Annotated in this window: 16 protein-coding genes, 1 pseudogene and 2 riboswitches; of the genes and pseudogenes, 8 read left to right on the top strand and 9 right to left on the bottom strand. The window is 38.2% G+C overall.

The annotated features are described in order from the left end of the window. Positions 1-21: 21 nt before the first annotated feature. The 8 genes from gcvT to AC1TO6_RS18260 all read right to left on the bottom strand — a co-directional run bounded on the left by gcvT (position 22) and on the right by AC1TO6_RS18260 (position 5483). Positions 22-1119 (bottom strand): glycine cleavage system aminomethyltransferase GcvT, encoded by a 1098-nt coding sequence (gene gcvT, locus AC1TO6_RS18295; protein WP_482103063.1) that lies wholly within the window; start codon positions 1117-1119, stop codon positions 22-24. A 56-nt stretch (positions 1120-1175) separates the two neighbouring features. Next, positions 1176-1253, bottom strand: a riboswitch (glycine riboswitch). A gap of 1 nt (position 1254) precedes the next feature. Beyond that, positions 1255-1346: riboswitch (glycine riboswitch) on the bottom strand. Positions 1347-1571: 225 nt separating this feature from the next. Then, positions 1572-2087: a shikimate kinase gene (locus AC1TO6_RS18290; protein WP_482103062.1), complete on the bottom strand. Its 516-nt coding sequence runs from the start codon at positions 2085-2087 to the stop codon at positions 1572-1574. 30 nt (positions 2088-2117) lie between these two features. Then, on the bottom strand, positions 2118-2297 hold the full coding sequence (locus AC1TO6_RS18285; RefSeq protein ID WP_482103061.1) for a hypothetical protein: 180 nt from the start codon (positions 2295-2297) through the stop codon (positions 2118-2120). Then, positions 2278-2727: a competence type IV pilus minor pilin ComGF gene (comGF, locus tag AC1TO6_RS18280; protein WP_482103060.1), complete on the bottom strand. Its 450-nt coding sequence runs from the start codon at positions 2725-2727 to the stop codon at positions 2278-2280. The genes AC1TO6_RS18285 and comGF overlap by 20 nt, the downstream gene beginning before the upstream one ends. Next, entirely contained in the window at positions 2712-3011 is a 300-nt protein-coding gene (locus tag AC1TO6_RS18275; RefSeq protein ID WP_482103059.1) for a hypothetical protein, read from the bottom strand. Before AC1TO6_RS18275 ends, comGF begins: the two co-directional genes overlap by 16 nt. Further along, on the bottom strand, positions 3004-3441 hold the full coding sequence (locus AC1TO6_RS18270) for a prepilin-type N-terminal cleavage/methylation domain-containing protein (protein WP_482103058.1): 438 nt from the start codon (positions 3439-3441) through the stop codon (positions 3004-3006). Before AC1TO6_RS18270 ends, AC1TO6_RS18275 begins: the two co-directional genes overlap by 8 nt. Then, positions 3428-3682, bottom strand: a complete 255-nt coding sequence (locus AC1TO6_RS18265) for a hypothetical protein (RefSeq protein WP_482103057.1) — start codon at positions 3680-3682, stop codon at positions 3428-3430. The genes AC1TO6_RS18270 and AC1TO6_RS18265 overlap by 14 nt, the downstream gene beginning before the upstream one ends. After that, a complete protein-coding gene (locus AC1TO6_RS18260) occupies positions 3663-5483 on the bottom strand; it encodes a recombinase family protein (RefSeq protein WP_482103056.1) in 1821 nt (606 codons plus the stop codon). Before AC1TO6_RS18260 ends, AC1TO6_RS18265 begins: the two co-directional genes overlap by 20 nt. Before the next feature lie 231 nt (positions 5484-5714). Between AC1TO6_RS18260 and AC1TO6_RS18255 the strand changes: the two genes are divergently transcribed. The 5 genes from AC1TO6_RS18255 (at position 5715) to AC1TO6_RS18235 (ending at position 9561) form a co-directional block, all read left to right on the top strand. After that, positions 5715-5885: a hypothetical protein gene (locus tag AC1TO6_RS18255; protein WP_482103055.1), complete on the top strand. Its 171-nt coding sequence runs from the start codon at positions 5715-5717 to the stop codon at positions 5883-5885. A gap of 287 nt (positions 5886-6172) precedes the next feature. Further along, a complete protein-coding gene (locus AC1TO6_RS18250) occupies positions 6173-7459 on the top strand; it encodes an FtsK/SpoIIIE domain-containing protein (protein WP_482103054.1) in 1287 nt (428 codons plus the stop codon). Further along, positions 7410-8018: a replication-relaxation family protein gene (locus AC1TO6_RS18245; protein WP_482103120.1), complete on the top strand. Its 609-nt coding sequence runs from the start codon at positions 7410-7412 to the stop codon at positions 8016-8018. Before AC1TO6_RS18250 ends, AC1TO6_RS18245 begins: the two co-directional genes overlap by 50 nt. 12 nt (positions 8019-8030) lie before the next feature. Continuing rightward, the gene (locus AC1TO6_RS18240; protein WP_482103053.1) at positions 8031-8570 is read left to right on the top strand and encodes a hypothetical protein; all 540 of its coding nucleotides are present in this window, start codon (positions 8031-8033) and stop codon (positions 8568-8570) included. Positions 8571-8883: 313 nt separating this feature from the next. Next, positions 8884-9561 (top strand): excalibur calcium-binding domain-containing protein, encoded by a 678-nt coding sequence (locus AC1TO6_RS18235; protein WP_482103052.1) that lies wholly within the window; start codon positions 8884-8886, stop codon positions 9559-9561. Positions 9562-9729: 168 nt separating this feature from the next. Here the strand turns inward: AC1TO6_RS18235 and AC1TO6_RS18230 are convergent. Next, a pseudogene (locus AC1TO6_RS18230) lies at positions 9730-9963 on the bottom strand (Gp37-like protein); the annotation flags it as partial. A 613-nt stretch (positions 9964-10576) separates the two neighbouring features. Between AC1TO6_RS18230 and AC1TO6_RS18225 the strand changes: the two are divergent. The 3 genes from AC1TO6_RS18225 (at position 10577) to AC1TO6_RS18215 (ending at position 11946) form a co-directional block, all read left to right on the top strand. After that, positions 10577-11041: a hypothetical protein gene (locus tag AC1TO6_RS18225; protein ID WP_482103051.1), complete on the top strand. Its 465-nt coding sequence runs from the start codon at positions 10577-10579 to the stop codon at positions 11039-11041. Between the two features lie 262 nt (positions 11042-11303). Next, positions 11304-11486, top strand: coding sequence for a hypothetical protein (locus AC1TO6_RS18220; RefSeq protein WP_482103050.1), 183 nt, complete (start codon positions 11304-11306; stop codon positions 11484-11486). 13 nt (positions 11487-11499) lie between these two features. Beyond that, a complete protein-coding gene (locus AC1TO6_RS18215; RefSeq protein ID WP_482103049.1) occupies positions 11500-11946 on the top strand; it encodes a hypothetical protein in 447 nt (148 codons plus the stop codon). Positions 11947-12066 lie beyond the last annotated feature (120 nt).

Genomic DNA, 12066 nt, shown 5'->3' with positions numbered 1-12066 from the left:
CTTTTCATAATGTTAGTATGATTAGCGTTTATAAAATGGTGTAGCAATAATTACAGCTTTCAAACGTTTATTTCGAATTTCTATTTCAACTTCAGTTCCTTCAGCAGTATGCTCACGATTCAAAAGCGCAAAACCTATATTCTTTTTAAGTGTTGGTGATTGTGTACCCGTCGTGACTTCACCGATTTGTTCTTCACCGAGGAATACTTTGTAACCAGTACGTGGAATCCCTTTATCAATCATTTCCAAACCGATAAGTTTACGCGGTACACCATTCTCTTTTTGTGCAGATAAAGCTTCTTTCCCATGGAAATCTGCTTCTTTATTTACTTTGACTACAAAACCTACACCCGCTTCAAGTGGTGAGATATCTTTTGACAATTCTTGTCCATATAACGGTAAACCCGCTTCGAAACGAAGTGTATCACGTGCTCCAAGACCCGCTGGTACGACGCCTTCACTTTCGCCTGCTTTCAGGATAGCAGACCATAGTTCAACAATCGCTTCCGGTGATCCATAAATTTCAAAACCATCTTCTCCAGTGTATCCTGTACGGGATACAAGCACTTTCTGACCTGAAATCTCGACATTTTCCTTGAAACGGAAAAACTTAATGTCTTCAAGCGGCTCGTTTGTCAACTTCTGAAGGACTTCCTGCGCTATTGGTCCTTGCAAAGCTAGAAGTGCATAGGAAGATGATACATTTTCAATTTTAACATCATCAGTCACGTAACTGTTCATCCACTCGAGATCTTTGTCGATATTTGACGCGTTGACAACAAGCAGATAGTCGTTTTCACCACGTTTGTAAATTAGAAGGTCGTCTACAGTTCCGCCATCTTCATAACACATAGCGGTATACTGCGCTTGTCCATCTTTAAGTTTCGAAACATCGTTCGTAACCATTTTTTGCAAATAAGGAAGAGAACCTTCCCCACTTACAAGCACTTCACCCATATGGGATACATCAAATAATCCTGCTTTCGTACGTACAGCTTCGTGTTCCGCTTTTATACTCGAGAATTGAACAGGCAATTCCCAACCACCAAAATCGATTGTTTTCCCGCCATACTCAGCATAGCTATCAAAAAGGACGGTACGTTGTAAAGTTTCTGACATAATTCATTCCCCCTTGGAAAATTGATAAAAAAGGACAGAGGTCCCCTAAGAAGAGAACCTCTGTCCTTGTACCTGAAAGTTTGACCTTACGGCTTTCCTCGTTGGTGGCCGATTATCCGGCACTCTCCAGAGATGCGTCCTGTATGAGTCTTGTTACCTGAGAGATTCATAACATAAGTCACTTGCTCCTTCGGCGACGCCTCTGCGTGCTCTCCTCATACAATCATTCGCGCTATTCAATTGAAATGAAAATGAATAAGATTCGGACAACTATTGCCCTTTCGCCTTATATCTTAACATTTCATCCATGTAAGTGCAATGCTTTTTAATTGACTGTCGTTTTAACGAACATTTATGCCTTTATAACCAAAAACGTTCGTGTATATCTTTGAAAATTAAACTTTCTGCTAACTATAGTTTTAAAAATCTAATCAACAGCTGATTTCCACTTATTACTTTTCCCCTTTAAGACGGCCAATTTGAAAAGCAATATAATCTACAATATCTCTTAACGAACGCTTTTCAGTTTCCACTTTAAAATGGGCACTTTGTAAGTAAAAAGGTTTTCGCGCATTAAATAAACCTTCAAGGTCGCTTCGGCTAGACCTTTGCACAATTGGACGATTCCGGTCGGTTGATATTCGCCGCCATATGTCACGAAATGGAGCATTAAGGAAAAAGACAAGTCCCGTCTCACGCATGACTTCCCTATTTTCCTTTCTCATCGCCACACCTCCACCCGTTGCAATGATACAATATTCATCACGAAATGAGCGGAGAAAATCCGTTTCCAAATTACGGAAATACTCCTCGCCGTGCAGTTCAAATATTTGTGGAATCGACAAACCTGTCATCTTTACGATTTCATTATCCATATCGTAAAAGGGCATTCTTGTTGCATAACTAAGTCGTTTGCCGATTGCACTTTTTCCACATCCCATAAAACCAACTAAATATACTTTCTTCATCTCATCACCCATTTGGCAGAACGAATATGCTTATCCGCTCCGTTTCATTGTCCTCACCGTTTCGTTCTCATAATACGTCTCAAGCGAATCGTAATTCCTTTGTAGACTATCATGCCATGAAACGAGGGAGAAAAGAAAGAGACTAACGAAAAATAATAAAATAATTGTTGCTGCAAGCATGGCTCCATTTTCATTCCGGATACAATCCAACCGCAAACCCCCTTACTTTTACTGAACCATTAAGCAGCAATACATGAGCAGTTAAAGTCATACCGTCATAAGTGAATCTCACTGACTGAACTCCCGTAATCAATGGGACATGTCCTTCTCCGTTAACTAGTTTTCTAATGACATTCCGACTTTGTCCTATGTTTATCCTCCCACGGCTTGTGACAAGACGAAAAGTAGTTCCTTCATAAAGCAATTGAATTTCACTAACATCTGAAAGCAGTTTTTGCATATCCAGTGAAAACAGTTCCCACTCTGTGGAGGAGGTGTCAAAGAACTTTTCCTCTATTGGCTCTTTCCAAAAAAAGAACAAAATAAATAAATGAAGAAAAATAGACAATACAGTTAGTTGGAAAATGCTTTCTAGGAACGTATAGCCCTTTTCGTCACGTACCTTTAGGTATTTACGCATTTATCGTACACCTTATCAATAATTTCATATGACACACAGACAGCTTCTCCATGAATGGACCACTTATAATCGATTTCTTCAATCTTCCGGACACCTTCCGATAAACCATATGCTTTAAAATAGATAGCGCCTTGTAATGCAGTTTCCGAAGCATACATTGCCGCCTTTTTTAACTGTAGTTTGGAAGTCGCGAAAGTGGAGAAAGGAAGTAGTGTGCCAAATATCACAATTACTATAGTCAATGTCAGTATCGTTTCCGGCCACGAATAGCCCCCTTCATTCATAAATAATCATCCTTCCACGCTGAAATTGTAACCGTATTTCAATCACACCTGAACTTGTCGAGAATGCAAGTGTGCCAGCTTTAATAATATCTCCGTTTGCATGAAACCCCACCTTCGATGATGTACTACTGCTTAGATAATGCATGCCTTCAGGAAATACATTCCTTGCAATTACTTTTCCACTTAGTTCAGAAGTAGTAAATTCAGATCCGGAATGTTTGAACTCCAATTGGGTTATTACAGAATTCGCCATGGAATAGGCTTGCATGTCTTGCACGGAAGCAATAAATACTTGAAGGGCATCTTCTTCTGATTTCACTCGAATCCATTGATCCCCGATAGGTAAAATGATTGCCGTCATAATTGACAAGACAGCTAATACAAGAATCATTTCAAGGAACGTGAATCCACTTTCCTTAGTTACCTCCACCGTCTGCTCCTGAACCTGCCGTCCCACCCACTTTATCTACTTTGCCGTCCACTATAACTAAAAGAGTGCCGTCTGGACACTGCGCAGTTTCGGGTAAATATTCTCCAGTAGTTAAATTACTCATAGTTGGCACGTGTTTTTTGTCCATTTTATAAGCCTCAACCTGGCCTTGTACCATTTTAGAGAACGCTATGAATAGCAACCCTTTTGCATACGTATCTTTATGAATTCGAACTTTCATCTAGCAGCTTTTCCATTTCGATAGCTTCTTTTCCTACATTTTTACCTCGTCCTAAGTAGCTCCCACCGCTTTCAATGTAATTATTCCCTGAAACGCGATAATAATTATAATTTTCATGGTCATGGTCAATCCTTGAATCGTCTATATCTTGCCAGTACTCCCGTGCGGACTTATGGGTTCGCCTTACGGTTTCTGTAAAATAATGAACGTTTACAGATTCAATTTCTGACATCGGAAAAATAGAATTAAACTCAAGTATCTCACCCTCAAAGTTCGGAAATGAAAAATCAACAGTACATTCATAATCACCAACAACAATTTCCTTGAGCAGATCTAATTTTTCTTCTTTAGTGATTCCTTTTCCGAATTGGATTCCGTCTATTAGCTGTTTTTTGGACTCAACCTTTTGTTTAAGTAAATGGATTGTATTAATGTTGATTTTTTCTCTTTGCTGTTCTAGCATTTCAATCTCATTATCATTTCGGGTAATACGATTTAAAAGACGGTCTTCAACACTCTTATGACTACTGTCTAGTCCATCTACTAGCTTTTGTTCTAAAGCCTCATTCTCAGTTTTTAACCGCTTAATATCAACAGTGATTTCATTTCTTCTATTATTTAAATTAGCGGTTTCAAAATCAATGCGCTTCATTACTTTACTGTAACCTGCGTGATCTGACATCCCGTCAATAAGACTAGATCCACCGACTCCATCAAATACCTCATTCACATTGTTAATTGAAATACCTCTAACCTCGCAACCTTGCCCCTTACGTCTATTTTGACACATATACGTGATTTTATTTTTATGCCCCATATGTCGAACGAATCTGCTTCCACAATTTGAACAGAACAACTTTTCGTGATAAATATCATTCACACTAGGACGTTTGCCACGCTTTGTAGTCTTGTTGATGCGCATAGCACGTACCTTGTTGGCTTGTTCCCATTCCTCAACAGTGACGATTGGAGGGACAGCGTTTGGAATCTCAATCCATTCCTCTTCAGGATTATCCGTTCGTTTCACATCAGTTACATTTATCTTCTTGCTCCTGTTAACCACTGCGACAGAGGTATATATACGATTTGAAATAATCCTCAAAATTTTATCGCTACTCCACTTGTTGCCTTGTTGGGTCGGTATTCCTTTTTCATTGAGTCGAGTCGTTAGAATATGTGATCCTTGTGTTTCGTAGTTGTCGTATATGAATCTGATAACTTTTTTCTGTTCTTCATTGATGACAAATTCACCTTCATTATTACGCTCATATCCGAATGGCAATCGTGCTGGACGATAAAAGCCACGCTCAGAGGTGAATTTCTTTGTAAAACTGACACGCTTAGATAAATTTGATGATTCCTTTTCTGCAATAGTGAAAAGCAAGGGAAGCACAAAATCAGCGTTTGAATCATTAGAGGAAACACCGGCATTCTCAAAGTTTACAATTACACCCATGTCTCTCAATCGGTTAACTGCATTCATTCCAATTTCCAAGTTGCGACTAAATCGTGAAGCATCTTTTACGATTATTAAATCAAACTTAGGTTTTCTTTTAGATGTATTAAAAGTATCTGTTCCTTCATTGTTCATGTCATATCTTAATCCGGCATCTACCATCATCTGAGTGAACATAGGACGTTGTCGGACACTCGTTGCGGAACCAACTTCAGGATAAATCTCTGTTAGCTCATATCCTTTACGCTTACAGTATTCTGTGTAGACTTCACGCTGAATTTCTTTACTTTTCTCTTGCTCCTTTTTGTTCGTACTGACGCGCGTATAAAGCACCGCTCTTTTCATGCACATATTCTCCTCCTTTATTTTAAATGCATAACAACCTATACACTAATTGTAGCACATTTAAGATGAGTTCCTTCTATAAGATAAGCGAATAAAAAGCATCAGCATCAGCAACAGAAATATTAATTTGAATGTTTTCTAACCTTTTCTAAATTGTACATGCATTAACCTGATAGCCCAGACATACGATGTAGAGAAAGTTAGCAAAAGTTGGAAGGAGGAGGCTCACTAATGACAGAAAAGAAAGAAGCACAAATACAAATAGCATCCAAACTAAACCCCGAATTAGACGCTGATCTAATTGCAGAAATCAAAAAGATCTCTAAACGTGACAGGAGTCGATTCTATCGTGAAGCCGTAAGATTCTACCTCAAACACCTCAAAAAGATTGAGGATAATTAACCCGATCTATGTCCAGACGTGCGTTCCGATTAATGTTCAGATGGGGCACATTGACAATAAAATCAGTCGGATAATCATGTTCAGTTGTACGTTCCGATTGACGTTCACCCCATTCGTCAAATTGCACATTATAAAGCCAATCGTCATAAGGGTTACACGGCTTTCTGGAATGTGCAGATGGCTGCAACTCTTATTACATAAGAGAACCCTGTGGCGTTTGAAATCAAAGGAGGAATGTTGAAATGATATTCGAAATTGTAACTTCTGGAATCATGGGAGGAATTGCGTTGAAAGCTTATATCAAAAAGCAGGGTTTAGCGACCAATGATTCGGGGAAAATCCAGCGAATTATTTCGTTGAGCGGCTTAAATGTTAAAGACGGAAAAGACACTTTAACAACTCAGCTTGTCCGAAAGAAGCAACATGATTGGGGATGGGAATACAAATACAGGATTCCACTCGGAAGAAGTTTCAATGACTATTTGAACAAACAAAGCATCTTGGAAGATGGGCTAAATAATAGACGACAACGAATTTCATTTGCTGACTTAAAGGATCTCCAACTAGATGCGAATATCATTGATAATCTAAAAACGCTATGGACTAACAAATTGACTGAAAGCAAGGAAATAGAATTGTCGTTTGATGGACTACTGATTATACGAATTTACGATGAGCCAATGCCTACATTAATCAATTGGAATGAAAGCCTTTTAAAACCTAATACTTGGTCAGTTCCTATAGGTTTCTTGCGTAATAAAGAAGTAATTCGGCATGATTTTGATAAAGATAAACATCTAATTGTAGCTGGCGCAACAGGTTATGGTAAAAGCGTAATTTTAAAACTCATTACAACAACATTAATCAAGCAACAACCAAAAGCCGTAGAGTTGTCACTGATTGATTTAAAGGGTGGTTCAGCATTCCATAGGTTTAGGAATTGTAATCAAGTTAAATACTACTCTCGTGACCCTGAAAGTGCTGAAAACGTATTAAAAGACATTCAAATAGACATGAATAGGTCATTTGAGAGCATTGTTAATAATGGATATGAAGATGTAAAAGAGGCGAAAATAAAAAAACGTTATTTTATCATCATAGATGAAGCAGCCGACTTAGCGGAATACAAAGACGCTATGGCTATTATTACAGATATTGCTCGTCGTGGGCGTTCAGCAGGTTATTATCTCATTTTTTGTACACAGTACCCCACCTCACAAGTAATTCCTTCTCAGACGAAAAGGAATATTATCGCTCGATTGTGCTATGTCGTAGACACGGATACTGCTTCAAGAGTGGTGTTAGATGAAGGTGGAGCAGAAAAGCTACCTGACATCCCCGGACGTGCAATCTATAAGTGCAATGTAAAACGCTATATTGTACAGTCTCCATACATTTCAAACGAAACTATCCATGAAACCATCTCACCTTTTATCGAAGATAAGGTTACTGAAACTCCTAAGGCTAAGGAGAATGTCATTAGATTCATTCCTGTCAAAAAGGAGGGCTCAGAAATTGAAAAGAGTGTTGGACTCCAGAGGAGAACGGCTTCTGCTACTTTTAAAGAAAAATGATTTTATGACTCGGGATCAACTAAATAAATATTTCATGTTTGGCACAATAAGTCATACAAACAGAGTGCTTAGAGGATTGTCTGACTATCTTATGACGATACGTGAGGGTTATCAGACCATTTACTATCTGTCCAAAAAAGGGAGAGAATATGTCGAGTGCACGAAAATCAGAAAAAAAGGTGGGCATGTTCAGCACATACTCATGCGAAATGATATGTGGATATTTCATTACTGTCCTCAGGCTTGGAAAAACGAGGTCGAAGTGAACGATACTTATACAAAAATAGTTGTTGATGCTATGTTTACTGGCGAATGGGATAGAGTACACTTCTTGGAAGTCGATCATACGCAGACTATGGCAGAAAACCGAAACAAAATTAAACGTTATAAAGAGTTGTATCAAAATGGAATAATTGAACAGAGTGAAGAGTGTAAAGGTCAATTTCCTAAAGTTGTATTCTATACAACGACTAAATACAGGAAAAAACAATTGAAGGAAGAATGCAGAAAGATGGAACTGCCTGATTACGCGGTTTATACGATAGACGATATTAAATAAGGGGGAATATAGATGGGAAGAAATCTTAACTTTGATGTTGTTTCAGAAGGCGAATATACAGATTTTAGTGATAGGTACGAGAATGAAAAACCATCCGTGCGAAATGGTGTATTAATTGGTGTTGCTACTGCTGCTACTGCTAGTTTGGCAACCTATGCGATTACGAGTACGAAATACACTAATCCTACTATTCCCGAAGCTCTAGTTAATCCAACCTCTATTCCACCAATAATTGAACCAATCAACGTACTAGCACAAACGCCCCTCATGCCCGTCAATGCAATGGCTACCCCCGACTTAATTCCGACTGGATTTATTGCAGAAGGATCAATGGAAATGCTTGCTACTATTTTCAATCCTGTGATTCAAATATTAGTTGCTATTAGTTTACCTATTGCTTCTCTGGTTATGGTGGGCTCACTTTTCTTCTTTATGTTTGGTCAGACAGAAAAAGGGCTGTCAGCAATCATGCATGCTGGATTAGGATACCTCCTCATACAAGCGAGTCCTCTACTTATAACTATACTAAAGCAATTCGGGAATGCATTTTGAACAAATAAAAAAAGCGACCTATCCACAATCAAATCTGTGGACGGGTCGCTTTTGCTTTCATTCAGATTTAGGAAACATTTGCCACTTCATCCAGAATGTCTTATCATAGAACTATCCGAAAATATTATGGGGGTTTGGCATGAATACTTTATTTTTCATTATCTTTTTATTGTCTATTCCTACGCTTATTTATTTTGTAGTCCGTTGGATCATATCGTACTATAACAAAAAGCATGATCACGCTAAGAAAATGCTGAAATTAATGGGTGCGTCAGGAGGACTCATGCTTCTCGCTTTTATAGGATTCATAGGTTTGAGTGCAACGTTTTACATTGTTGCCTTTTTATCGACCATGGCGTTAATGTACTTCATCGTTAGATTTATTATTTCTAAGATAAGGAAAAAAGACGTTCAACGTTTGAAGTATAGGAAATTTAGTTGGATAGCATTCGCTGTCATGGTTGTTTCGATTGGAATATCAGGTAATACCGCTGAGATAGAACAAGCCGATAAAGACGAACCTAAGATAGTCGAAACATCAGCTCCGGTAGTAAAGGCTGAACCAAAAGAAGTAGTTAAAGCAAAAGCTGCTGACAAAGCTGCTGCCGACAAAACTGCTACTAACAAAGCTGCTGCCGACAAGGCTGCTGCTGACAAAGCTGCTACTGACAAGGCTGCTGCTGACAAAGCTACTGCTGACAAGGCTGCTGCTGACAAAGCTGCTGCCGACAAGGCTGCTGCTGACAAAGCTGCTACTGACAAAGCTGCTGCTGCTGACAAAGCTGCTGCTGCTGACAAAGCTGCTGCTGATGCTGACAAAGCTGCTGCTGCTGACAAAGCTGCTGCTGACAAAGCGGCTGCCGCTCAGAGTGAATCGTTTCAAAATTGTACAGATTTAAGAACAAAATATCCTAGCGGTGTAGCGAAAGGTCATCCAGCTTATGAATCGAAAATGGACAGAGATAAGGACGATTGGGCATGTGAGCAATGAAGATAAATAATAGCTTGTAAATAAAAACTCCAACATCCTCATATGGTGTTGGAGTTTTTTATATCAACTTTTTTTGAGATTCACTCATCAAATCATCTCCATTTTTAGTTTTATCCCCCAAATTATTATTCCATTCTCCAAGTTTTACTATTCATATAATAATTTTATCTAGACTAATGTGCCTTCTTCATATTTCACCTCAAATATATTTAAAAATATTCCGCTTTCATCCCACTCAACTCCTGCACCAAACGTCAATTCAATTCCCGTCATACCAGACTCATAGATTTCTTTGACCTTTGTAATCCTTGCATCCAGTGTCACGCCCCACTCCAGATTTTGCAACGTAACAATATCAGCCAGGTCACAACGTGACTTAATATGCACCTGTCCCTCCAAGTTTACTTCCTGTTCGTAATCAGCCCACTTTCAATTCCCACGATTGATGAAATCTGCTTCTACTTCTGCAGCAATCCAGAAATAGGTTCCGAACTCGTTTAATATACGGGTTACGTTTTTATTATATAAACAGCAACCTAGGATTTCACTCGTTCCATCTAATTATATAGAGTGTGTATCCAAGCGTGGCCTCATAAGTTTTCTGGCTCAGACTTAGCTACTATTTGTATTTGGATCAGTCAACGGGTAGCAAGCGATCCCTTAGTCCGATTATGTAGCAGGCTTCATGCAACTACAGGTACTTTACTTAGCCCTGAGGGATTAAATAAACGTTTAGCCGACAGGCACTCCTAGACTGTACAGTAATTTACCCGTATCTGAAATATCTCCTGGTTGTGCGTCGGCTGCATAGAATAAAATGCCACTTATCATAAAAGATAAAAAAATCAATAAAATAGGTGACTGTGGCTACGATTAAAAAATAAGCCGTGTATAACATATTTGCGTTTTGTCGACAAAACCTTAGAAAAGAGAGTAGAAAATTTTTCGTATAATTGTTAAACAATTGTTAATACTAGCTGATGTGTGGAATTTTTATAAAGGAGGCTTTTTTATAATGGAAAAGTACAGTTATTCAATTTTTTTTAAAGATGAAAATTTTACTACGGGATGTCAAATATTAAAAGAAAAGGTCGATGAAGTTCATGCTAATGATGTAGATCCACGGTCGGATCCTTTTTTTGCTGTGGATGGTGATCCTACTACAGGATGGTTTGCTGGAAGAGGCATTCCGTATTCAGAACTTAAAGTTAGATTAAGCGAATCCATACCAATGTCTACTTTATTAATTCAAACATGGTCACCTTTCGCTGTTGTTAATAAATATGAAATTTATGCGAAAGAAAGTACTACTTCTGACTTAGTAAAAGTTGGTATGAAAACTGTACCCATTGATGGTAAACCTTTCCCTGGTGATACTACAACTGTTGATATAGACATAAATCCCCCAAGAAATTATCAATATTTCGAAGTACATGTACAAGGTAATACATTAATTATTGAAATTAAAGCATGTAGTTAATAGTATATAAGGAAATAAACACATTGGATTAAAACCTGAACTGCACCCCGAATGGTGGACACTTTCCATTTATTCGGGGTTTTTCTATTTCCTTAGATAATAATTCCCGTTATGTTCCGCGATTCATTAATTAAACTATTGTTGCCCCCGAAAGATTCATATTTATCAAGGCCTTTTCAATACTTTGGATTTCTTGTTAAACTATATTGTACTAATAGTTGATATTATAAATTTTTATACACTATGGAAAAGGGGAGAATGGTTGTTTTGGAAAGAAAAAAGGAAAACTCGCTCAGATAAAAAGGTGCAAGTTGCTCCAACCATACCAATCAGGACGAAGAAAAGAATTGAGGTTTTTGCAGAAGTGATCAATCAACCAATGTTCGTCGGCAAAAGCTTGTTCATGGAGGGAATTCACCAATATACAGTTATAAGTAATAAGTAAAGTTGCTCCATATTTGCAGAATGGAATCCTCAGAATCGAAAATAAGTATTTAATAGGTGACAACGAAAATCCCATGCTTCGATTAGCGAACGGCAAGTCTAAGCGGATCAGTATACGATTCACGCAAGAAGAATATTGTGATGTCCAGTTGCTCAGTGACTTACTAGAGGTTTCAGCATCCAACGCCGTTGCATCTATCTTGAACGCAGGCATTGACGATGTGGACACTGTAGAACGCATCTTAAAATACAACAGCAACCGAACGGCTTCTGAGATAGCCAAGAATAAGGAATTGAAAAAACTTATGAGGTTTGTGAATCGGGATTATACCTATATAGATAAACCGATTAAAAAAACACAAAAAACCACCGCAAAGGTTTCCGATAAAAACAGATACCTCGACAGTAGGAATCCAGAATTAGCAGTTGATAACGAAACTTATAAATGGGAATTTGAATAAAAAAGCGACCTTTCCCTAATCGGATTGATGTGCACCCCAAAAGTTAGAGTCAAAATCTAACTTTTGGGGTGTTTTATTTTGGTTAAATATAGTGAATCTCTTAAACTGATGGTCGTGCGG

The sequence above is a fragment of the Sporosarcina sp. Y352 genome, assembly GCF_056786535.1.
The sequence above is the reverse complement of the archived record's forward strand: the minus strand, read 5'-3'. Positions and strand labels throughout refer to the sequence as shown.

What these genes read in the sequence shown, in the direction of transcription:
- AC1TO6_RS18275 (WP_482103059.1), bottom strand. Translation starts at nt 3,011, where the DNA reads ATGAATGAAGGGGGCTATTCGTGGCCGGAAACGATACTGACATTGACT.
- gcvT (WP_482103063.1), bottom strand. Translation starts at nt 1,119, where the DNA reads ATGTCAGAAACTTTACAACGTACCGTCCTTTTTGATAGCTATGCTGAG.
- AC1TO6_RS18225 (WP_482103051.1), top strand. Translation starts at nt 10,577, where the DNA reads ATGGAAAAGTACAGTTATTCAATTTTTTTTAAAGATGAAAATTTTACT.
- AC1TO6_RS18240 (WP_482103053.1), top strand. Translation starts at nt 8,031, where the DNA reads ATGGGAAGAAATCTTAACTTTGATGTTGTTTCAGAAGGCGAATATACA.
- AC1TO6_RS18265 (WP_482103057.1), bottom strand. Translation starts at nt 3,682, where the DNA reads ATGAAAGTTCGAATTCATAAAGATACGTATGCAAAAGGGTTGCTATTC.
- AC1TO6_RS18260 (WP_482103056.1), bottom strand. Translation starts at nt 5,483, where the DNA reads ATGAAAAGAGCGGTGCTTTATACGCGCGTCAGTACGAACAAAAAGGAG.
- comGF (WP_482103060.1), bottom strand. Translation starts at nt 2,727, where the DNA reads ATGCGTAAATACCTAAAGGTACGTGACGAAAAGGGCTATACGTTCCTA.
- AC1TO6_RS18290 (WP_482103062.1), bottom strand. Translation starts at nt 2,087, where the DNA reads ATGAAGAAAGTATATTTAGTTGGTTTTATGGGATGTGGAAAAAGTGCA.
- AC1TO6_RS18255 (WP_482103055.1), top strand. Translation starts at nt 5,715, where the DNA reads ATGACAGAAAAGAAAGAAGCACAAATACAAATAGCATCCAAACTAAAC.